Source organism: Serratia sp. JSRIV001, from assembly GCF_019968745.1.
Taxonomy (GTDB): Bacteria; Pseudomonadota; Gammaproteobacteria; order Enterobacterales; family Enterobacteriaceae; genus Chania; species Chania fonticola_B.
On sequence record NZ_CP074147.1, the window covers coordinates 5,384,080 to 5,405,776 of the forward strand.

The following is a 21,697-nucleotide window of genomic DNA, read 5'->3' on the forward strand; positions in this document are numbered from 1 at the left end:
AGTTAAGCAGGACAGCGGCAAATCGCTTATTGCTATCAAGAAGGAATACTCTAGAGGGAGAGCGCACCATGCATTATCAATCAATGCAACAGCGAAATCATGCAACTACCCGGAATATAACAGTTTCCAATTGTAGCCTAATTTGGCTTCCCTCGGGTGAAAATCGGCCACGGGCGCGCAAAAACTGTGCAATATCAATGAACTCTGGCACACGAGTGTTATTCTAATCGTCACACTTCAACCCTTGGTAAACAGAGCTGATGGAACATCCTGGTTTTGCAGCCATTATCGTTGGCAGCGGCGTTGCGGGCTGCACCGCGGCGCTGTTGTTGGCACGCGCGGGCATCAATACTTTGTTACTGGAACGGGGTACTCAGGCGGGCAGTAAAAACGTTAGCGGTGGCAGGTTATACACCCATGTTTTGGCCAATCTGCTGCCAAATTTTGCCGCTACCGCCCCTCTGGAACGCCAGATCACCCAGGAAAGGCTCTCAATGGTGAGCGGCAATAGCGCGGTGACGCTAGATTATCGCCATGCCTTGCCCTGTTCCTACAGCCTACTGCGCGCCCGTTTCGATCCCTGGCTGATGGCACAGGCGGAAGCCGCCGGGGCACAATGCCTGACCGGTGCCTTGGTCGATGAGCTGATCGTGCAGCAAGGCCGGGTGGTCGGCGTTATGGCGGCGGGTGAAGCGTTATACGCCAATACGGTGATCCTGGCAGAAGGGGCCAATACGCTGCTTGGTGAGCATGCCGGATTGCAGCCAAAACCACCAGCAGCAACGATGGCGATCGGCGTGAAAGAGGTGTTGGCACTGCCGCGCGAGCGGTTGGAAGATCGTTTCGCACTGGAGGATAACCAAGGTTGCGCCTGGCTGTTCGCTGGCCAGCCCACGCAGGGGAAAGTCGGCGGTGGTTTCCTGTACACCAACCGCGATAGCCTGTCGCTCGGCGTAGTATGTAATCTTTCCAGCCTCACTGAGAGTAAAATCGCCCTGCCGCAGATGTTGCAACAGTTCAAACAACACCCTGCCGTGCGGCCATTGCTGAAAAATACCGAGTTACGGGAATACAGCGCCCATCTGATCCCCGAAGGCGGGGTGGAAAGCATGCCACCGCTGTTTGGTCCTGGCTATCTGCTGGTCGGCGATGCCGCGAGGTTATGTATTAATACCGGGCATACCGTGCGGGGTATGGATCTGGCGATGCTATCGGCACAGGCGGCAGCGGAAACCTTGATTGCCGGGCAAGAGTTGCAGCATTACCCCCTGCGGTTACAGCAAAGTTCGCTCTGGGCGCTGATCCAGCAGTATCGGCGTCTGCCGGAGATGATGTTGCAGTCGCCCCATTGGTTTAGCCGTTACCCGCAGTTGGCTGCCGACGTGCTGCAAGAGATGTTTGAGGTCAATGGAAATGCCCCTACGCCGTTGCACAAGCTACTATGGCGCCACGCGCGCCGCATCGGCCTGAAGCAATTACTGAAAGATACCGTCAATGGAATGCGCAGCCTATGAACCAGCCCGATCTCAGCCACAACCATTATCAGGGGGATCATGCCAATCCACACATCATCCTGGCCGACGCACAGGATCGTACGATGCTGATACGTTTGGTGATCGCCTGCCCCGCCGGGCTGTACCAGTTCCAGCCGGACGGCAGCCTGCGTTTCGACGTACAGGGGTGCCTGGAATGTGGTACCTGCCGCCTGCTGTGTGGGGAAGAGACCATCACCCGCTGGCGCTATCCGCATGCGGGTAACGGAATTGAGTTCCGCTTCGGTTAAAGGGCGTTTGCCAGAGCCTCTAGCACCTCGTGCATGTCCCCCACAATCCCTACGTCTGCCTGGGCAAAAATAGCCGCCTGTGGATCCTGGTTGATCGCCACAATCAGCTTGCTATGGCGAATACCGATGGCGAACGCCGGAGCACCGGAAATCCCGGCAGCAATGCACACCTCAGGGGCAATGATGGCACCGGACATGCCCAGTAAGCGATCCATCTCGCACCAGGCGTTCATTACTACTGGTCTGCTGGCTGCCAGCTCCGCACCTATGTGGGTAGCTAACTGCTGCATATGGGCAACCTGCCCGGCACTGCCAACCCCGTCCCCGATGGCCAGCACGTAGCGCGCCTGGTTCAGCGGTGACGCTGCGGGTTGTGGTGAACACGCCGAGGCCAGTATCCACTCGGCATCAGGTATATTGGCTGGCTCAAAGCGTTTGGCTACCACCGGGCCTGGCAGTATTTTCATGCTTACCGCACCGCTGCGGGCCACGCTCAGGCACCAAGGCTCCCGCATCATCACCAGCTTGGCGGTGAGATGATTGCCATAGATAGCTTTGGTTACCCGGCATTCGCTGCCGTTAATGTGCGCCCGTTCTACCGCACAGCAGGCAGAACCACCACTCCGGCAGGCCAGTCGCGTGGCCAACTCGCCGCCTTCATCTCCAGCAAACAGCAGTAATCGGGGTGTGAAAGCTTGCCGCATCTGCTCCAATACCGCTAATCGCGTCTCTGCCAGCCGGGGAGCGCTAACCCAACGTATTTCTACTACCTCACCGTCCAGGCGTGGCAGACTCTGCGGTACCCCGTTGCTGAATAACCACAGCTCCAGGCTCTCTGCAGTAAGCTCGCTCAGCCGCAAGAACTGATTAATCTGACTGGCCTGCGTAGCAAAGTTAGGGGCATCTGCATCCAATATCAGTGCAATATTCATCATGGCCACCTTTCACCGAGATAATCCCGGCACAACCGCTGCACTTTCTGCTCCACGCTGTCCCCCTCAATCACTATCCCGGCGCGACGATGCTCCAGATAGCTTAAGCCACACAGCCGCACATCACCGGCAAGCTGTTCGGTCATCGCCAGATCGGCAGGTGACAGACGTTGGATCTGCCGTTTACCCGCCGCCAGCTTCTGCTGCAACGTAGGAACACGTAATGCACTCGCCTGTTGCGAGTTCCCCACCACCAGCACCAAAGGAGGCATCACCGTCATCACCTCCTGCCCGTAAGCGGTTTGCCGGGTAACCCTTAAGGCCCCCACTTCTTCTGCCGCAGCTAATTGGCAAACGCCGGTGATACAAGGCCAGCCAAGGCGCTCTGCCAACAGCAAAGGCGTTTGGCTATTTTGCCCTTCCAGGCTTTGCGCGCCCATGACGATCACCTGTTGGGATCCCATATGCTGCTGATAGGCCGCGATCAGGGCGGCAACCGTTGCAGGGTTAAAACGCAGATCCCACTCCGCAGGAGGTTCAATGCGTACCGCCTGCTGATATTCCAGCGCCATCAGTTGCTTCAGCGCCGGTTCGGCCATAGCATCGGCCACCGTCACGACGCTCAGATTAAGTTCCCTCTCATCACGCAGCATCAGCGCCATTTCCGCCGCACTTTCGTCATAGCCGCTTAACAGACGTCGGGCAAAGCGGGTATCAATCTGCAACCGCCCATCGGGTTGCCAATCGCTTCTTGCCAACATGCCCAGATCCGGTGCGACCTTAATCGCCAACAGCAGATTCATCCGTTTCTCCTGTCAGTGGGCGATTAACTGCTTTACCGATGAAGCGCCCACCAGCGTCATATCCTTGGTTTCCGGTGCCCACATGATTGAGACCACCGCCCCCAATACCAATACGCCAGTCAGGATCAGCATGGTGCCTTGCAGACCCAGTGAAAGCATCGACAGCGGCAGCAAAGCGGTGCCGATGGCCGAGCCGAGCCGGCTCATCGAGGTGGCAAAACCGACCCCCAGTGAACGAATATCGGTCGGGAAGCTTTCCGCCGGGAATACCCCGACCAGGTTACTGACCGCCGAAATCGTCAGCGTAAACAGAGCAAACAGCATTAACATGGCTCCCTGACCCGGAGGCACAAAGGCCAATGCCCCCAGGCTGACAGCCAGGATCCAGAACGCGCCGATCAGGAAGCGACGGCGCGGCAACCATTGGGTAAGGGCAATTCCCATCACCGCCCCCACCATCAGCAAACCATTAAGCAGCAAATCGGTCGCAAAGCTTTGGCTCTGCCCCAGGGTGGTCAGGATCGAGGGGAGGAAGGTATAAATGGCGAAATAAGGGATCACCAGGCAGACAAAGAACAGGCTGTTGAACGCGGTACGCCGCCAGTAACGCGGTGAAAATAAGGTGTGCATATGGCGTGCGGTTTCTACCGGGATTTCGTCATTGAGGATCACCTGCGGGCCAAAACAGCGCAGCACTACCAGATGAGCCTCGGCGATCCTCCCTTTGCGCATCAGCCAGCGTGGCGACTCTGGCGTACCGATGCGTAAAAGCATAATCATCAACGCAGGCACGGCGCTTGAAGCCAACAGCCAGCGCCAGGACTCCGGCCCCAGATCGGCAAGGAAATGGCCAGCAAATCCAGCGGCAACGTAGCCTAACGTCCAGATCACGCTAAAGGATCCCAGCAGGATGCCGCGATGTTTACGCGGAGCAAACTCGGCCAACATGGTATGGCCTACGGCGTAATCGCCCCCTAGCCCGATCCCGACCAATACCCGTAGCCAGAACAGCTGTTCCGGCGTAGTGGCGAAAAATTGCATCACGGAAGCCAACGTAATGATGACAAAACTGAAGCTGAAAATTTTCTGACGGCCAATATGGTCGGAAACCCAACCCAATACCAGGCTGCCCAGGAACAGGCCAATCAGCGCCGAGCTGCCAATCATTCCTTCCCAAAACGGCGTCAACCCCATCTGCGGCTTGAGCTGGGCCAGCGCAAAGCCTATCACGCCCAGTACATAGCCATCGGTGAGGTGAGCGCCAAAGGTCAGCCCCGCCATTTTGTAGTGAAAAGCGTTGAGCGGAATATCATCCATGCGCACTTGCCGAGGCAGCCGTGTTGTCATCGTTACCCCCTATTCCAGCGCAAAAGGCCCGGCAAGCCGGGCCAGACAGGAACATTATTTTTCAATCGGATAAATGGTGCCGGTATTCATGATGCCATTCGGGTCGTACACCTCTTTCAGCGCCTTGAGGATATAGTAGGCACTGCCGTGTTCATCCTTGGTCCAGTGCACACGGTGCTTACCTATACCGTGGTGATGCACCATCGAACCACCCTGCTTGATGGTCTCCTCCACGATGATTTTATTCAGTGGATTGTGATACTTGTCGATCTCTTCTTCCGGCTTGCAGTCCACCACGTTGTAGTCGTACACAAAGTACATATTGGTGCCGTTGATATAGCTGTGTGACGAGTGGCCGCCCAGCATAGTGATATCACCGGCATGTGGGAACTCATCGCGGATGCGGCGGATCACATTCTCGTAAATCGCATTGATGCAGCCCCAGTCGCCGGAAACCTCGGTGGTGAAGCCCATATTGTTGGTCTTCATGATCTGTACACGTTCTGCCGCCACTTTTTCCGGGCCCCAGTTCAGATTGTTGAACCAGGTTTCAATCAGCTTGCTGTCGACCTTTTTACATTCCGGATAGCGTTTAACGATCTCATCAATCCCCGCGCCGGTCGCCTGCGCGATCCCTTTTGCCCCTTCGGCCATAAAGATCAGCACGCATTTGCCTTCGGCAAAGTGGGTAAAATGCTGGGTCCCGTCTTCCGCGTCATACAAGCGGGCAATGGAAGGGCGATAGCCTTCGACCATCACTTCCCGCAGGATGTCGAAACCGGTTGCCATGTTATCGAGGATGTAACCGTAGAACAGGTTGTTTTCCGGCATGTATTTGAAGATTTTCACCGTCACTTCGGTGATAAAACACAGCGCCCCTTCGTTACCGATAATCACGTGGCGGATATCCGGGCCAGCGGCACGGCGCGGTACGTTTTTAATGCGGGTGATGTTGCCGTTCGGGAACACCGCTTCCAGCCCAACCACCATGTCTTCAATCGCGCCGTACAGCGTAGAGAACTGACCGATACTACGTGTTGCCACCAGGCCTCCCATCTGGGCCAACGGCTTGGATTGCGGAGAGTGGCCGGTCGTATAACCCTGGGCACGCAATTGATTTTCCAGCACTTCCAGCGGTACGCCGCACTGCGCCGTGGCCTGCATATTACGGATATCAATGTTGATGACCTTATTCATTCCCGAGCCATCCAGCACCACGGAATTCTTCACTACCGTTTCCAACCCGCCCTCGGTGGCCGAAGCCCCGGTGCGCGGTACGCCAGTAATGCCGTGCTTATTCATGAACGCCAGCACATCGGACACCTGCTGGGTGTCGGCCAATTTCACCACGGCGGCAGGCAGCGGCTGGGTAAACACGCCATGAATATCGGCATATTTGCGGAAACGGTCTACGCTGTTTTTCTGCAGCACTTTTTCGTCGGTAATCACCCGCTCTGGGCCAACAAGTTCTTTTAACTGAACGACAATTTCTTCACGGGACAGAGACATAAATAACCCTTCCTAAATTAAGAATAGATAAAATCGGCTTAAGTAAAATTAAAAGGAACCACCCATTAATTTAGCGAACCAAATAACCGCCATCGACAACCAACAAATGACCATTAACATAATCAGAGGCTCGACTGGCTAAAAATACCATCGCGCCCATCAGATCCTGCGTTTCACCCCAACGATTAGCCGGAATATGGTCAAGAACGCGCTTATTGGTTTCTGGGTTTTTACGCGTTTCGATCGTAATATCTGTCGCATAATAGCCTGGCGCAATACCATTAACCTGAATATTGTATTGCCCTAATTCATCGCAATAGGCCTTGGTAAAACCGGCCAACGCATGTTTAGTGGCCGAGTACGCCGGTGACCATTGGCCGCCCAAATAAGAGAACAGGGAACAGATATTAATGATTTTCCCCTGTTTTTTCGGGATCATGATTTTTGCTGCTTCATAGCTCAATTCAAAGGCTGCGGTCAGGTTAATATCGATCATCGGATCCCAGTCTTCGCGGCCGAAATCCAGTACCTTATTCAGCTTACAGATACCGGCGTTGTTCACCAAGATATCCACCGAACCGAAGGTCTCCAGACACTGGGCAATCACTCTGGCAGGCGCGCCTTTCTCAGTAATGTCCACCTGCATAAACTCAACCTTCACCCCTTGCCGCTCAATCATTTCGCGGGTTTCGCCCTTATCCATGATAAAGCTTGGGATGAACAGGTTGGCACCGGCTTTGGCCAACGCCATGGCAAATGCCTGCCCCAGACCGCTGTTGCCACCGGTGACGATGGCGGTTTTGCCTTTTAGCGAGAAGAAATCTAACGAGAACTCATTTAACGCGTTTATTGACATGATTTTGCCCCTTGGTCTGGAAAAAACGCAAAAAAAAGAGAAAAGCAACCTCCCTGCGCTTGGCAGAGAAGTTACTTTTCTCTTCATCTCTAGTAACTGGCAAAAAAAGTAACACATAGGGTCAAGGCTATTCCGTGATGCCTATCACAGTTTCATTTCTTGCCAGGTCGGATTGATATTAAAACTTATTTATTTCGCACTAACTCGGTGAATTACTATGCAATCAGATCCCGTCTAATGTTCCCTACTTCGGTTTTGTGATAACTCTCACAGATGAATTATAGGTTGCCGTGCTATTTATTACCGCAGTTACTGAAAGAGACGAAGAGAAAAGTAACTTCCTGCACTGCGGGAAGCTTGCTTTTCTCTTTTTTTGTTTAACGCGATGTACCCAATAACGGTTAAAAGAAGGGAGTCACTCCAAACATTAACCATTAATGGGTGTATTTATGCGGAACTTCACCATGGAAAAAAATAATTCCCACCGTTGGTTAACGCTGGCAATAATAAGTATCAGCGGCGGAGTAAGTTTCGATCTCGCCTATCTGCGTTATATTTACCAAATCCCGATGGCCAAGTTTATGGGGTTCTCCAATACCGAGATCGGCTTGATTATGAGTACTTTCGGCATCACCGCGATTATTCTGTATGCCCCTAGCGGGATCGTTGCCGATAAGTTCTCTCATAGAAAGATGATGACTTTCGCGATGATCGCCACTGGCCTGCTGGGGTTGCTGATGGCAGTCTATCCACCGTTCTGGGTGATGATCCTGATCCAGGTCGCCTTCGCGATCACCACTATCCTGCTGTTGTGGTCGGTTTCGATCAAGGCGGCCTCGCTGCTCGGCAACCATGAAGAGCAGGGCAAAATCATGGGTTGGATGGAGGGGCTACGCGGCGTGGGTGTGATGGCCCTGGCCGTATTCACCATGTGGATCTTCTCGCTGTTCGCGCCGGAAAACCCCAACAGCCTGAAGGCGGTGATCCTGATCTACAGCGGCGTATATATCCTGTTGGGCATTCTCTGCTGGTTCTTTGTTACAGACGGCTTTGTCACCAGTGACGAGAGCGAAAAACCGCATAAATTCAGCCTGGGGGATATTCTCTCGGTGCTCAAAATCAGCACCACCTGGTATTGCAGCATGATTATCTTTGGCGTCTATACCATCTACGCCATCCTCAGCTACTCCACCAACTACCTGACCGAAATGTATGGTATGACTCTGGTCGCCGCCAGCTATATGGGGATTGTGATCAACAAAATCTTCCGGGCCATGTGCGGGCCACTCGGTGGGATCATCACCACTTACACCCGGCTGAAATCACCCACGCGAGCTATTCAGTTACTGGCGTTAGTCAGCCTGGCCACCCTGGCCGTCTTGCTGATCACCAACCAGAACCCGACCTCGGTCGCCGTGGGGATTGGCCTGATCCTGTTGCTGGCCTTCACCTGCTACGCGTCACGTGGGCTGTACTTTGCCTGTATCGGCGAAGCCAGAACGCCAAAATACATTATGGGCACCACCGTGGGGATCTGCTCGGTGATCGGCTTCCTGCCCGACGTGTTTGTTTACCCGGTTATCGGCCATTGGCAGGACACGCTGCCCGCCGCCGAGGCTTATCACAATATGTGGCTGATGGGGTTAGGGGCAACCTGCCTGGTCGTGGTGTTCACCTTCCTGCTGTTTAACAACATCAAGCGCGCCGGCGCCAAAAACACAACAACACAGCCGGTCACCGAATAATTATCTCAAGGAGTTGCGACATGAAGAGCAAGTACCTGATGGGTGTGGACGTGGGCACCCAGAGCGCCAAAGTGGTGATTTTTGATCTGGACGGCAACGCCATTTGCGAAGGGAAACAGCAGTTACGCAAGATGGATATCCCAGCCCCGCTGCTGGCAGAACACCCGGACGACGATCTATGGGATTCACTTAAGGTGGCTTTCCGCCGCGCCATGCAGCGTTTTGGCGAACGTGGTGGCAAGCCGCAGGACATTCTGGCGATGGGCATTTGCATCGTCCGCTGTTGCCGGGTGCTGCTGAAGGACAATGGTGAGCTGGCCTATCCGGTAATCAACTGGATGGATAAGCGCCTGAACAAACCTTACGAATATATCGATGCCTATCAGGGCGTACGTTATGTGACGACCACCTCGGGTTACATCACCCATCGCCTGACCGGTGAGTTCAAAGACACCTGTGCCAACTACATCGGTTGGTGGCCGATGGACAATGACAGCCTCGATTGGAGCACCGATCCCGCCGCCTGGCAAAGCTGCAACCTGACGCGCGACATGGTACTGGACGTGGTGAAACCCGGTGAAATCCTCGGCCACATCACCCAGCAGGTAGCGCAGCAGCTTGGCATCCCCGCAGGTATTCCGGTGGTGGCTACCGCACATGACAAAGCGGTGGAAGCACTGGGTGCCGGTTCACTGGATGAAGGCGTCGCGCTGATTTCCCTCGGTACCTATATCGGTGCCATGGTACACGGCCATGCCAACGTGAAGGACGCGCAAAACTTCTGGCCGTTCCAGGCTTCGATCCCTGGGCGTTACCTGTATGAGTGCATGGGCGTGCGCCGTGGCATGTGGACCATCAGTTGGTTCCGCGATCAGTTTGGCGCGGCCGCACTGTCGGATGCCCATGACGCCGGAACCAGCATTGAGGAGTTACTGAATCAGGAAGCAGAGCGCGTTCCTGCGGGTTGTGAAGGCCTGATCACCGTACATGACTGGGCACCACCGTCAGAAGCGGAATTCCGTAAAGGGGCCATGATTGGCTTCGATGGCCGCCATACCCGTGCCCATATGTACCGTTCGGTGCTGGAGGGCATCGCCTTCACCATGAAAAACCATATGGACAAGATGGCGCTGGAGCTGAAAACCCCGTTCAAGCACCTGATTATTTCCGGCGGCGGGGCCAACAGCGATCTGTTTATGCAGATCTTTGCCGACGTGTTTGGCATCCCCACCAGCCGTAACGTGATGAAAGGTTCGGCAGCGGTGGGCTGTGCCATCAACGCCGGGATGGCGGTGAACGTCTTTACCGATTACGAACAGGCCGCGCAGAAGCTGGTACGAATGGGGGACAGTTTTACACCGAATATGGCTAATCATCGGTTCTACAATCAGTTGAATCAGCAGGTGTATCAACGGGTAAACCAACATCTGGACCCGCTGCTACAGGCACTCAGTCCGTTGGTCGACTAACTGGCAGGGGCACCGGCCTTCGGTGCCCTTATCATTACAATTTCAACTTCCATACGTCGTGATTGGTGGTGGCAACGGCGATGGCCCCGGCATTCAGCGCGGTTTGCGCATCATCCTCATCACACACCAAGCCACCGGCAATAATCGGCAAGTCGATCTTTTCTGCCACCCAACCGAGCACCTTAGGCATGCAACCCGGCAGGATTTCGATGCAGTCCGGCGTCGATTGCGCCACCTGCTTGTCGATATTGTGGAAGGAAATCGAGTCCATGATAAACAGCCGGTGAATGGTGTAGAAGCCTTGCTGACGCGCCGCCTTCACCATCGAGGCCTTGGTGCTGATAATGCCATCCGCCGCCGTGACGATTTTCAGGAAATTAATCACGATCTCCTTGTTGGAGCTGCCTTCCAGCAAATCAACATGCACAAAAGCGTATTTGCCAGCCTCCTTCACCTGCTGCACGATGCGCCCAATATTACAGATATTGCCGTACAGCACCGAGATGATCTGGCAGTTCGACTTGACCGCGATCTGCAGGCTCTCATTATCTTTTACCGCTGCGATCACCGGGTGCAGCTTTAACAGTTCTTCGATAGACACGTTGTTCCCCTGTCTCTTTCAGCCTGCTGGCTGAAAATTAATCTGCATCGTATCCCAGATTCGGGGCCAGCCAGCGCTCTACGTCACCGATCTTCATCCCCTTACGCTGCGCGTAGTCTTCGACCTGATCGCGCTGGATCTGGGCCACGGCAAAGTACTTGCTTTGCGGATGGCTGAAATACCAGCCGGATACCGCTGCCCCAGGCCACATGGCGAAGGATTCGGTCAGTTCCATGCCGGTATGGCGGTTAACGTCCAGCAACTGCCAGATCTCCGCTTTTTCGGTATGTTCTGGACAAGCAGGATAGCCGGGGGCCGGGCGAATACCTTGATAATTCTCACGGATCAGCTCTTCGTTACTCAGGTTTTCATCGGCGGCAAAGCCCCAGTGCAGCTTGCGCACCTGCTCGTGCAGGTATTCGGCAAAGGCCTCTGCCAAACGATCGGATAACGCTTTGACCATGATCTTGTTGTAGTCGTCATGCTTGGCATCATAGGCCGCCGCCAAAGCATCCTCTTCCAAGCCGCCCGTGACTGCGAATGCGCCAAAATAGTCGGCTTTGCCGCTGCTTTTCGGGGCCACAAAGTCGGCCAGACAGTAGTTAGGGAAATCGGTCTTTTCCGTTTGCTGACGCAGATGACGGCTGACCACCAGCACCTCTTCACGGCTTTCATCCCGGTAGACTTCTACATCATCCCCGACGCGGTTGGCCGGGAACAGACCATAGACGCCTCGCGGGTTGAGGCTACCGTTAGCGGCCAGCATATCCAGCATTTCGTTGGCATCCTGGAACAGGCGTTTGGCCTCTTCCCCTACCACTTCATCCTCCAGAATGCGCGGATACTTGCCCGCCAGTGACCAGGTCATAAAGAACGGCGTCCAGTCGATATAGTGACGCAGCGTGTCAATGCTGGCCTCAACCGGGAACACACCAAGTTTGTTCGGCACCGGAGGCTGGTAGTTTTCCCAGTCCAGCACCATGGCGTTATCCCGTGCCTGTTGCAGGCTGACCGGCGGCGTACGCGGTTTTTTACGCCCGTGCTGGATACGCACAGTTTCGTACTCTTTGCGGGTACGGGCGACAAACTCGTCCCGCTGAGTGTCTGACAGCAGCGCCGCAACCACACCAACGGTACGCGAGGCGTTCTGCACGTAGGTAGTCGGGCCGCTGTAGTTCTGCTCAATCTTCACCGCGGTATGGGCCTTGGAGGTGGTCGCCCCACCGATCAGCAGCGGTAGGGTAAAGCCTTGGCGTTCCATCTCTTTTGCCACGTTGACCATTTCGTCCAGTGACGGGGTGATCAGGCCAGACAGACCGATAATATCCACGTTCTGTTCGCGGGCGGTTTTCAGGATCTTGTCCGTCGGCACCATCACGCCCAGATCGATAATTTCGTAGTTGTTACATTGCAGCACCACGCCGACGATGTTTTTGCCGATGTCGTGCACATCGCCCTTCACCGTCGCCAACAGAATTTTCCCGGCGGTGGTGCCCTTCTGTTTGCTGGCCTCAATGTAAGGTTCGAGATAGGCCACCGCCTGCTTCATCACGCGGGCCGATTTCACTACCTGCGGCAGGAACATTTTGCCCTCGCCAAACAGGTCACCAACCACGTTCATACCAGCCATCAGTGGCCCTTCGATCACTTCGATCGGGCGATCCGCCTGCTGGCGCGCTTCTTCGGTGTCTAACTCGATAAATTCGGTAATACCTTTAACCAGCGAATACTCCAGGCGCTTCACTACCGGCCAGCCGCGCCATTCGGCCTGCTGCACCGCCACTTCATTGTCTTTGCTACCCCGGTATTTCTCCGCCAGTTCCAGCAGGCGCTCGGTGCCATCCTGACGGCGATTGAGCACCACATCCTCAACGGCTTCACGCAGTTCAGTGCTGAGATCGTCATAGATCGCCAACTGCCCGGCGTTGACGATCCCCATATCCATGCCGTTGCGAATGGCGTGATACAGGAACACCGCGTGGATCGCTTCACGCACCGGATCGTTGCCACGGAACGAGAAGGAGACGTTGGACACACCGCCGGAAATCATCGCATGCGGCAGGTGGGTTTTGATGTCGGCACAGGCTTCAATAAAGTCGACGGCATAGTTGTTATGCTCTTCGATACCGGTGGCAACGGCAAAAATGTTCGGGTCAAAAATGATATCTTCCGGCGGGAAACCCACGCGCTCGGTCAGGATCTGGTAAGCACGGCGGCAAATCTCAAATTTGCGTTGACGAGTATCTGCCTGACCAACTTCATCGAAGGCCATCACCACCACGGCGGCACCGTAGCGGCGCACCAGTTTGGCATGGTGGATAAAGGCTTCTTCGCCCTCTTTCATCGAGATCGAGTTGACGATGCCTTTACCCTGAATGCATTTCAGGCCCTTTTCGATCACGCTCCATTTGGAGGAGTCGATCATGATCGGAACACGGGCAATATCCGGCTCACCGGCAATCAGGTTGAGGAAACGCACCATCGCCGCTTCGGCGTCAAGCATCCCTTCATCCATGTTGATGTCGATGATCTGGGCGCCGCTCTCCACTTGTTGGCGGGCCACGGCCAGCGCCTCGTTATATTTTTCTTCTTTAATCAACCGCTTGAATCGGGCCGAGCCGGTAACGTTAGTACGCTCCCCCACGTTGACGAACAGCGATTTGGCATCAATATTCAGCGGTTCCAGGCCGGAGAGGCGGCAAGCTACCGGTAACTCTGGTAACTGCCGTGGCGGTACGCCCTCGACCGCTTTAGCCATCGCGGCGATATGCGCCGGAGTGGTGCCACAGCAGCCACCGATGATATTGAGGAAACCGGCGTGCGCCCATTCGCCCACCTGTTTGGCCATCTCTTCGGCATCGAGATCGTATTCACCAAAGGCATTGGGTAAACCGGCGTTTGGGTGAGCAGTAACATAGCTTTCAGAGATGCGAGACAACTCCGCCACGTATTGGCGTAACTCATCCGGGCCGAGCGCACAGTTCAGGCCAAAGGTCAGCGGCTTAACGTGACGTAGCGAGTTGTAAAACGCTTCCGTAGTCTGGCCGGAAAGGGTGCGGCCAGAGGCGTCGGTGATGGTGCCGGAAATCATGATCGGTAAGGTCACGCCCAGCGCTTCAAATTCGGTTTCGACCGCAAAGGCCGCCGCTTTGGCATTCAGGGTATCGAAGATGGTTTCGATCATGATCAGATCGACGCCCCCTTCCACCAGCGCACGGGTTGATTCGCGATAGGCCTCTACCAATTGGTCAAAAGAGACATTACGGAAGGCCGGATCGTTAACGTCAGGGGAAATGGAGGCAGTACGGTTGGTTGGGCCCAGTACGCCAGCAACGTAGCGCGGTTTTTCCGGGGTGCGTGCCGTCCATTCATCAGCACAAGCGCGCGCCAGCAAAGCGGCCTGGTAGTTAATTTCGGCGGACAGCGACTCCATATGGTAGTCGGCCATCGCGATAGTGGTCGAGTTGAAGGTGTTGGTTTCGAGGATGTCGGCCCCCGCCTCCAGGTAACCGTTGTGGATCGCAGTGATCACCTCCGGCTTGCTTAACACCAGCAGGTCGTTATTGCCTTTCAGATCGCTTTGCCAATCGGCAAAACGCTCACCGCGGTAGTCTGCCTCCTCCAGCCGATAGCTCTGGATCATGGTGCCCATACCGCCGTCCAACACTAAAATACGCTGCGATAGCTGCTGACGCAGTTGTTCCACTCGATTTATCACTGTAGCCCCTTCACACCCGATTATCCGCCCGACGACTTATTACCCCACATCCCAATGTTGTAGCGGCACGGCACGCTGCGCCCGTCATGCATCCTGCAACTTGAAAGATGGAGGGTCTGACATCCTAGCACAGGTTATGGCGGCAAAGATGCGAGCGGGTATTGAGAGTTTTTCAGGTTCGCCGAACAACAGATCCGATGAGCGGAGAAGCAACTTGCAATTCACACTCAAAAAACGAAAATGAATTCCATCATACGGAAAGCACAAGGTGAATCATGGCCACTCCCGTTCCCGCCAAACGCGGTAAAAAACCCCGCGCCGCCGCACCCGCTACCAGCACGGCGACCGGCCAGGTCCAGTCATTGACCCGTGGTCTGAAACTATTGGAATATATTGCCGAAGCGCAGGGCAACGTAGCGCTGACCGATCTGGCCCAGCAAGCCGGGTTGCCCAACTCCACCACCCATCGCCTGCTGACGACCATGCAACAGCAGGGGTTTGTCCGTCAGGTGGGCGATCTTGGCCTGTGGACCATGGGAGCACATGCGTTTGTGGTGGGCAGCAGCTTCCTGCAAAGCCGTAACCTGCTGGCGATGGTGCACCCAACGCTGCGCCGCCTGATGGAAGAGTCGGGGGAAACGGTCAATCTGGCGGTAATGGACAAAGCCGAGGATCAGGCAGTGATTATCGATCAGGTACAATGCACCGCGTTGATGCGCATGTCAGCCCCGATTGGCGGCAAGCTGCCGATGCACGCCTCTGGCGCAGGCAAAGCCTTTCTGGCCAGCATGCAGGACGATGAGGTAACCCGGCTGCTGCATAAAAAAGGCATGCACACCTATACCCCACACACGCTCACGCCACATAACCTGAAAGAAGGGTTGGCGGTGATCCGCAAGCAGGGGTTCTCGTTCGACGATGAAGAGCATGCCCTGGGCCTACGCTGTCTGGCCGCCTGCATTTTTGATGAACACCGCGAAGCCTTTGCCGCCATCTCCATCTCCGGCCCGGTATCACGCATTACCGACGATCGCGTTACCGAACTGGGTGCGCTAGTGATCCATGCGGCAAAAGAAATCAGCCTGGAGTACGGCGGCGTACGGTGATTAGACGGGCGCAGCATTGCGCCCTAAGCCCTGAGCAAATTCCCGCTGTTATTTTTCTGTATCGCGCTGTAGAGACTTTGTTTCGCCTCCCGCGAAAAGTATGAATTCGATCACAATTAGCGATCTTGCCACCGAAAGCCGATTGCAACCTTTGGCGCTTCCCCTGACAATGTTACCGATAACATGTTACCGGTAACAATCATTCGTATAATAATATAGCCGCTGCAGACTATGACTCGCAGGTGGGGGAACCAAACCATGATCAATAATCAGAATCGTGTTTACGTCATTATGGGCGTATCCGGCAGCGGCAAGTCCGCCGTCGCCAATGCCGTAGCCCAACGGCTATCCGCCAACTTTCTGGACGGTGACTTTCTCCATCCGCGCTGCAATATCCAGAAAATGGCCTCAGGCGAACCGCTCAATGACGACGATCGCGCACCATGGTTGGCCGCCCTGAACGACGCGGCTTTCGCTATGCAGCGTACCAATGCGGTCTCGATCATCGTCTGCTCTGCACTGAAAAAACATTATCGCGATCGGCTGCGTGCCGGTAATGACAATCTGTCATTCATCTATCTGCACGGCGACTTCCCGGTGATCGAGGCTCGGCTGGCTGCCCGCAAGGGCCATTTCTTCAAACCCCAAATGCTGGTCACCCAGTTCGCCACGCTGGAGCAGCCAGGCCAAGATGAAATTGACGTCCAGGCCATCGATATCGATCAATCACTGGATGCAGTGATTGCCGACACTGTGCGGCATATCCAGAGTTTCCAACCACAAGAAGCCTGTGCATAACGAGATGTTCTGAACGACATAACTGGCCCTCGCCGCGCGCATTAGGGCTGCATTGTGAGGATGATATGATTAACAGCACCCTGGCACGTGTAACACAACGCATTATTGAACGTTCAAAAGAGAGCCGAGCTGCCTATCTGGCACGTATTAGCGCAGCCCGCACGCAGACGGTACACCGCTCGCAGCTAGCCTGTGGCAACCTGGCCCACGGTTTTGCCGCCTGCCAGCCCGACGATAAAGCCGCCCTGAAAAACATGGTGCGCAGCGATATCGCCATCATCACCGCTTACAACGATATGCTTTCTGCCCACCAGCCTTATGAAAGCTATCCACAGCGGCTAAAGCAGGCGTTACACAGCGTTGGCGCCGTTGGCCAGGTCGCAGGTGGTGTGCCAGCAATGTGCGACGGCGTGACACAGGGACAGGACGGCATGGAGCTGTCGTTGATGAGCCGCGATGTGATAGCCATGTCCGCAGCCATCGGCCTTTCCCATAACATGTTCGACGGCGCATTGTTTCTGGGTATCTGTGACAAGATTGTGCCAGGGCTGGTAATGTCCGCCTTGTCCTTCGGCCATTTGCCTGCCGTATTTGTGCCTGCCGGGCCGATGAGCAGCGGCCTACCTAATAAAGAGAAAGTACGTGTGCGCCAGCTGTATGCCGAGGGCAAAGCCGATCGCCACGCGCTGCTGGAAGCCGAGGCCGCCTCTTATCATGGCGTTGGTACCTGCACCTTCTACGGCACGGCCAACACCAACCAGATGGTGATGGAAGTGATGGGCCTGCATCTACCCGGCGCCTCTTTCATTCATCCAGACACGCCAATGCGCGATGCGCTCAATGATGCCGCCGCTCGCCAAGTCACCCGCCTGACAGAAACCGCCGGTAATTACCTGCCGATAGGCCAATTGGTGGATGAAAAAGTGGTGGTTAACGGCATCGTATCGCTCCTGGCCACCGGGGGCTCCACCAACCTGACGATGCATATGGTAGCCATGGCTCGCGCAGCGGGTATCATCATCAACTGGAACGACTTCTCTGAGCTTTCCGATGCAGTGCCACTGCTATGCCGCATCTACCCCAACGGCCCGGCGGATATCAACCAGTTCCAGGCGGCGGGCGGTGTGCAATTGGTCGTGCGTGAGCTGCTGAACAACGGCCTGTTGCATCAGGATGTGCATACCGTCGCCGGTTTCGGCCTGGAGCGCTACACTCAGGAGCCTTGGCTGGACAATGGCCAGTTGGCCTGGCGCAACGGGGCAGCAAGTTCGCTGGACGCTAACGTGATTGCCAGCATAGCCAAACCGTTCGAGCACCATGGCGGCACCAAGGTGCTGGCCGGTAATCTGGGCCGTGCGGTGATGAAGACGTCTGCGGTGCCTGCCGAAAATCAGATTATCGAAGCCCCGGCGGTCGTATTCGAAAGCCAGCACGATATCGTCCCCGCCTTCGAAGCAGGCAAACTGGATCGGGACTGCGTGGTGGTCGTGCGTTTCCAGGGGCCACAGGCCAATGGCATGCCTGAACTGCATAAGCTGATGCCACCGCTTGGGGTATTGATGGATCGCGGCTTCAAGGTGGCGTTGGTGACCGATGGCCGCCTGTCCGGCGCTTCCGGCAAGGTTCCTTCGGCGATCCATGTCACCCCGGAGGCGTACACCGGCGGTATGCTGGCCAAAGTACAAAGCGGCGATATGATCCGGGTGAATGGACACACCGGCGAGCTGCAACTGCTGGTCGCCGAAGCAGAGCTGGCCCAGCGCATTCCCTATCAACCCGATCTGAGCGGTGAAAGGAACGGCTGTGGCCGTGAGCTGTTCAGCGCGTTACGCAGCCAGCTTTCCGGGGCCGAACAGGGCGCCTGCTGCATCACGTTTTAATCCTGACCATGGCCCAGCCTGCTGGGCCTGCTATCAGCCAGCCTGCGCGTACCCCGAAGGTAGCCTCTGGCTGAAACGCCGCTTTTTACGGTAGGCAAACACATCCTCGACGTGCCCCTCCTTGATACGCTGCTGCAACCCTCGCCAGTAGTCCGCTTCAAACAGATCGCTGTGCATCTCCTCAAAGACCTTGCGGATGCGCCGGTCGCCACACAGGAAATGGCGGAACTCTTCGGGGAAAACATCGTTAGGTGAAATGCTGTACCAGGGTTCGCTGGCCAGTTCATCTTCCGGGTAGCGCGGCGGCGGGATATTACGGAAGTTCACCTCGGTCATGTAGCAAATCTCGTCGTAGTCGTAAAACACCACGCGCCCATGGCGCGTCACGCCGAAGTTTTTGAACAGCATATCGCCTGGGAAGATATTGGCCGCAGCCAGCTGCTTGATCGCATTACCATATTCTTCAATGGCGTCATGCATTTGCCGTTCGTCTGCCTGCTCAAGATACAGATTTAACGGCGTCATCCGCCGCTCCATATACAGATGCTTGATGACCACCCGATCGCCGAGATCTTCCAGCTTTTCCGGCACCTCGCGCTGCAACTCCGCCAGCAGTTGCGGACTGATGCGTGCCTTATCCACCACAAAATTCTCATATTCCTGGGTATCGGCCATCCGCCCGACGCGGTCGTGCTCTTTTACCAATTGGTAGCAGGCCATCACCTGCGCCTGCGTAACCTCTTTCTGCGGCGCAAATTCGTCTTTGATCACCTTGAATACCCGGTCGAAGGACGGCAGCGTAAACACCAGCATCACCATGCCTTTCACGCCCGGCGCAATAATGAATTGCTCCTGCGACTGCGCCATAAAATTCAGGTATTCACGGTAGCATTCGGTTTTACCATGCTTTTGGCAGCCGATCGCCATATACAGTTCGGCGGTGGTCTTGCCCGGCAGGATCTCCCGCAGCCACTCAACCATCGCCGCTGGCAACGGGGCATACACCATAAAGTAGGAACGGGCGAAGCCAAACACGATGCTGGCTTCGGCCTTGCTGGTCAGGCAGGTATCAATAAATAACGCGCCAGACTCGCTGTGGTGGATCGGCAACAGGAACGGGTAAACCCCGTCGGCCACGCGCAGCTTGCCGACCAACCAGGCCGCCTTGTTACGGTAGAACAGCTCATTGCCGATTTGAAACGTTGCTGCAGCTAGCTGATGGGAGCTGAAGGTCTGCAGTAAGGCTTGGGTGATATAGCGAATATCGCGTGGCAGGTCTTCCCACGGCAGGCGCAGCGGCAAGTCGATCAACAGGCTGTGCAGCATGGCAGCCAAATCACCATTGGGAGTAAAATCACGTGCCAACGGCCTGGGAATATCGCGAAAGCGCCGTTCGGGTTGCGAGCTGAAAACGAACAGCTTGTCCGGGGTTAAATCCCGATGTTTGAACAGCCGACAGTAAACCGAATTAAAGAAGCTTTCGGCAATCTCAAAACGCGGGTAGTCGGGCAACAGTTCGGTATAAACCGCCTTCACCCTATTAGGGAAATCCGCATCGTAATATTTCTGCCCGGTGATGCATTTCAGTTGCTCTACCACCAGACCGACGTGGTGATCGTAAAGATGGATACGTCGTTTCATCGCCTGTTGTACGGCGGGCCAGTCTGCCTGCTCAAAACGCTGCTGCGCTCCGGCCGTGACTTCAAGAAAGCGGCCATATTGCGCATCAAAGCCCTGCAGGATCGTCTGTGCAATCAACAGCTCCAGTTTTTCCGCCATCTTTGCCTCTGCCATTCAGGAATGAAACCAGAGCCTGGCGCCATGCCAGGCCCCTTGGGGATCAGAACTGCTGTTCTTCGGTGGAACCGGTCAGTGCCGTTACCGAGGAAGCTCCCCCCTGAATAATGGTGGTTACCTTATCGAAGTAGCCGGTCCCCACCTCCTGCTGATGCGAAGCAAAGGTGTAGCCACGCTCGACTGCGGCAAATTCCGGCTGCTGCACTTTTTCAACATAGTGCTTCATGCCTTCGCCACGCGCATAAGCATGTGCCAGATCGAACATGTTGAACCACATGCTGTGGATACCGGCCAGCGTGATGAACTGGTATTTGTAGCCCATGGCGGACAGTGCATCCTGGAAGCGGGCGATAGTCTGATCGTCCAGGTTCTTCTTCCAGTTGAACGACGGTGAGCAGTTATAAGCCAACAGCTTGCCCGGGAACTTGGCATGGATCGCGTCGGCAAAGCGTTGCGCAGCTTCCAGGTCCGGCGTTGAGGTTTCGCACCACACGAGATCGGCGTAAGGGGCATAAGCCAAACCACGACTGATGGCCTGCTCAATACCGGCATGGGTGCGGTAGAAACCTTCGGCGGTGCGTTCGCCAGACACAAAGGCACTGTCATACGGATCGCAGTCGGAGGTCAGCAAATCCGCCGCATCGGCATCGGTACGGGCAATCAACAGGGTTGGCACACCGAGAACGTCAGCCGCCAAGCGCGCCGCAACCAGCTTCTGGATAGCTTCCTGGGTCGGTACCAAGACCTTGCCGCCCATATGGCCACACTTCTTCACTGCCGCCAGTTGGTCTTCAAAATGTACCCCGGCCGCACCGGCTTCGATCATCGCCTTCATCAGTTCAAAGGCATTCAGCACGCCGCCAAATCCGGCTTCAGCATCCGCCACGATCGGCAGGAAGTAATCGGTATAGCCTTTGCTGCCGGGTTCAATCTGGTTTGCCCACTGGATCTGATCCGCCCGACGGAAGGTATTATTGATGCGCTCAACCACCGTCGGGACAGAGTCGACCGGATACAGTGATTGATCGGGATACATGGCAGCAGCGGTATTGGCATCAGCCGCTACCTGCCAACCGGACAGATAGATCGCTTCGACACCGGCTTTCGCCTGTTGCAGCGCCTGGCCACCGGTCAGCGCCCCAAGGCTGTTCACGTACCCTTTGCGGGATTTGCCATGCAGCAGTTCCCAGAGTTTCGCTGCACCGTTTTGCGCCAACGTGCAAACCGGATTGACCGAGCCACGCAGGTTGATCACGTCTTCTGCACTGTAAGGGCGGGTGATGCCCTCCCAGCGTGCTGATTTCCATTCCTGTTCCAGCTGTTGGATCTGTTGGGTACGAGAGGTCGTCATAT

At 55.6% G+C, this 21,697-nt stretch carries 16 protein-coding genes; 7 read left to right on the plus strand and 9 right to left on the minus strand.

The annotated features are described in order from the left end of the window. Positions 1 to 260: 260 nt before the first annotated feature. Both KGP17_RS24955 and KGP17_RS24960 read left to right on the plus strand, forming a co-directional pair. Positions 261 to 1,514 carry an FAD-dependent oxidoreductase gene (locus KGP17_RS24955; protein WP_223498559.1) on the plus strand — a complete coding sequence of 418 codons (1,254 nt, stop codon included), beginning with the start codon at positions 261 to 263 and terminating at the stop codon, positions 1,512 to 1,514. Further along, positions 1,511 to 1,783, plus strand: coding sequence for a 4Fe-4S dicluster domain-containing protein (locus KGP17_RS24960; RefSeq protein ID WP_115159953.1), 273 nt, complete (start codon positions 1,511 to 1,513; stop codon positions 1,781 to 1,783). Before KGP17_RS24955 ends, KGP17_RS24960 begins: the two co-directional genes overlap by 4 nt. Here KGP17_RS24960 and KGP17_RS24965 read toward each other — a convergent pair. The 5 genes from KGP17_RS24965 to KGP17_RS24985 form a co-directional block, all read right to left on the minus strand. After that, positions 1,780 to 2,718, minus strand: coding sequence for an electron transfer flavoprotein subunit alpha/FixB family protein (locus tag KGP17_RS24965; protein ID WP_223498560.1), 939 nt, complete (start codon positions 2,716 to 2,718; stop codon positions 1,780 to 1,782). The genes KGP17_RS24960 and KGP17_RS24965 overlap by 4 nt on opposite strands. Beyond that, a complete protein-coding gene (locus tag KGP17_RS24970) occupies positions 2,715 to 3,518 on the minus strand; it encodes a hypothetical protein (protein WP_223498561.1) in 804 nt (267 codons plus the stop codon). Before KGP17_RS24970 ends, KGP17_RS24965 begins: the two co-directional genes overlap by 4 nt. Positions 3,519 to 3,530: 12 nt before the next feature. Continuing rightward, the gene (locus KGP17_RS24975) at positions 3,531 to 4,865 is read right to left on the minus strand and encodes an MFS transporter (RefSeq protein ID WP_223498562.1); all 1,335 of its coding nucleotides are present in this window, start codon (positions 4,863 to 4,865) and stop codon (positions 3,531 to 3,533) included. Positions 4,866 to 4,919: 54 nt separating this feature from the next. After that, positions 4,920 to 6,374 (minus strand): FAD-binding oxidoreductase, encoded by a 1,455-nt coding sequence (locus KGP17_RS24980; RefSeq protein WP_094982857.1) that lies wholly within the window; start codon positions 6,372 to 6,374, stop codon positions 4,920 to 4,922. A gap of 70 nt (positions 6,375 to 6,444) precedes the next feature. Next, the gene (locus tag KGP17_RS24985; RefSeq protein WP_071681636.1) at positions 6,445 to 7,230 is read right to left on the minus strand and encodes an SDR family oxidoreductase; all 786 of its coding nucleotides are present in this window, start codon (positions 7,228 to 7,230) and stop codon (positions 6,445 to 6,447) included. 464 nt (positions 7,231 to 7,694) lie between these two features. Between KGP17_RS24985 and KGP17_RS24990 the strand changes: the two genes are divergently transcribed. Together KGP17_RS24990 and KGP17_RS24995 are read left to right on the plus strand one after the other, a co-directional pair. Further along, on the plus strand, positions 7,695 to 8,975 hold the full coding sequence (locus tag KGP17_RS24990; RefSeq protein WP_071681657.1) for a nitrate/nitrite transporter: 1,281 nt from the start codon (positions 7,695 to 7,697) through the stop codon (positions 8,973 to 8,975). 20 nt (positions 8,976 to 8,995) lie between these two features. Further along, positions 8,996 to 10,444 carry an FGGY-family carbohydrate kinase gene (locus KGP17_RS24995; RefSeq protein ID WP_021180846.1) on the plus strand — a complete coding sequence of 483 codons (1,449 nt, stop codon included), beginning with the start codon at positions 8,996 to 8,998 and terminating at the stop codon, positions 10,442 to 10,444. 34 nt (positions 10,445 to 10,478) lie between these two features. Here KGP17_RS24995 and KGP17_RS25000 read toward each other — a convergent pair whose 3' ends face one another. Both KGP17_RS25000 and metH read right to left on the minus strand, forming a co-directional pair. Further along, positions 10,479 to 11,045, minus strand: a complete 567-nt coding sequence (locus tag KGP17_RS25000) for a glycerol-3-phosphate responsive antiterminator (protein ID WP_071681639.1) — start codon at positions 11,043 to 11,045, stop codon at positions 10,479 to 10,481. A gap of 37 nt (positions 11,046 to 11,082) precedes the next feature. Next, on the minus strand, positions 11,083 to 14,763 hold the full coding sequence (metH, locus tag KGP17_RS25005) for a methionine synthase (RefSeq protein ID WP_223498563.1): 3,681 nt from the start codon (positions 14,761 to 14,763) through the stop codon (positions 11,083 to 11,085). A 275-nt stretch (positions 14,764 to 15,038) separates the two neighbouring features. Between metH and iclR the strand changes: the two genes are divergently transcribed. The 3 genes from iclR (at position 15,039) to edd (ending at position 18,547) form a co-directional block, all read left to right on the plus strand. Beyond that, positions 15,039 to 15,869, plus strand: coding sequence for a glyoxylate bypass operon transcriptional repressor IclR (iclR, locus tag KGP17_RS25010; protein ID WP_024484007.1), 831 nt, complete (start codon positions 15,039 to 15,041; stop codon positions 15,867 to 15,869). Positions 15,870 to 16,127: 258 nt separating this feature from the next. Continuing rightward, a complete protein-coding gene (gene gntK, locus KGP17_RS25015; RefSeq protein ID WP_059199047.1) occupies positions 16,128 to 16,667 on the plus strand; it encodes a gluconokinase in 540 nt (179 codons plus the stop codon). 65 nt (positions 16,668 to 16,732) lie between these two features. After that, a complete protein-coding gene (gene edd / locus KGP17_RS25020; RefSeq protein WP_223498564.1) occupies positions 16,733 to 18,547 on the plus strand; it encodes a phosphogluconate dehydratase in 1,815 nt (604 codons plus the stop codon). Between the two features lie 33 nt (positions 18,548 to 18,580). On the opposite strand, the gene aceK is transcribed toward edd, so the two are convergent. Both aceK and aceA read right to left on the minus strand, forming a co-directional pair. Continuing rightward, on the minus strand, positions 18,581 to 20,326 hold the full coding sequence (gene aceK, locus KGP17_RS25025) for a bifunctional isocitrate dehydrogenase kinase/phosphatase (protein WP_223499725.1): 1,746 nt from the start codon (positions 20,324 to 20,326) through the stop codon (positions 18,581 to 18,583). A gap of 61 nt (positions 20,327 to 20,387) precedes the next feature. Continuing rightward, entirely contained in the window at positions 20,388 to 21,695 is a 1,308-nt protein-coding gene (gene aceA / locus KGP17_RS25030) for an isocitrate lyase (RefSeq protein ID WP_021180852.1), read from the minus strand. Positions 21,696 to 21,697: the final 2 nt, after the last annotated feature.

Bases quoted from the DNA above. Each gene is read 5' to 3' on its own strand.
- edd (WP_223498564.1), top strand. From the start codon at position 16,733: ATGATTAACAGCACCCTGGCACGTGTAACACAACGCATTATTGAACGT.
- KGP17_RS24985 (WP_071681636.1), bottom strand. From the start codon at position 7,230: ATGTCAATAAACGCGTTAAATGAGTTCTCGTTAGATTTCTTCTCGCTA.
- KGP17_RS24965 (WP_223498560.1), bottom strand. From the start codon at position 2,718: ATGATGAATATTGCACTGATATTGGATGCAGATGCCCCTAACTTTGCT.
- KGP17_RS24955 (WP_223498559.1), top strand. From the start codon at position 261: ATGGAACATCCTGGTTTTGCAGCCATTATCGTTGGCAGCGGCGTTGCG.
- iclR (WP_024484007.1), top strand. From the start codon at position 15,039: ATGGCCACTCCCGTTCCCGCCAAACGCGGTAAAAAACCCCGCGCCGCC.
- KGP17_RS24995 (WP_021180846.1), top strand. From the start codon at position 8,996: ATGAAGAGCAAGTACCTGATGGGTGTGGACGTGGGCACCCAGAGCGCC.
- KGP17_RS24970 (WP_223498561.1), bottom strand. From the start codon at position 3,518: ATGAATCTGCTGTTGGCGATTAAGGTCGCACCGGATCTGGGCATGTTG.
- gntK (WP_059199047.1), top strand. From the start codon at position 16,128: ATGATCAATAATCAGAATCGTGTTTACGTCATTATGGGCGTATCCGGC.
- KGP17_RS24990 (WP_071681657.1), top strand. From the start codon at position 7,695: ATGGAAAAAAATAATTCCCACCGTTGGTTAACGCTGGCAATAATAAGT.
- aceK (WP_223499725.1), bottom strand. From the start codon at position 20,326: ATGGCGGAAAAACTGGAGCTGTTGATTGCACAGACGATCCTGCAGGGC.
- aceA (WP_021180852.1), bottom strand. From the start codon at position 21,695: ATGACGACCTCTCGTACCCAACAGATCCAACAGCTGGAACAGGAATGG.
- KGP17_RS24960 (WP_115159953.1), top strand. From the start codon at position 1,511: ATGAACCAGCCCGATCTCAGCCACAACCATTATCAGGGGGATCATGCC.
- KGP17_RS24980 (WP_094982857.1), bottom strand. From the start codon at position 6,374: ATGTCTCTGTCCCGTGAAGAAATTGTCGTTCAGTTAAAAGAACTTGTT.
- KGP17_RS24975 (WP_223498562.1), bottom strand. From the start codon at position 4,865: ATGACAACACGGCTGCCTCGGCAAGTGCGCATGGATGATATTCCGCTC.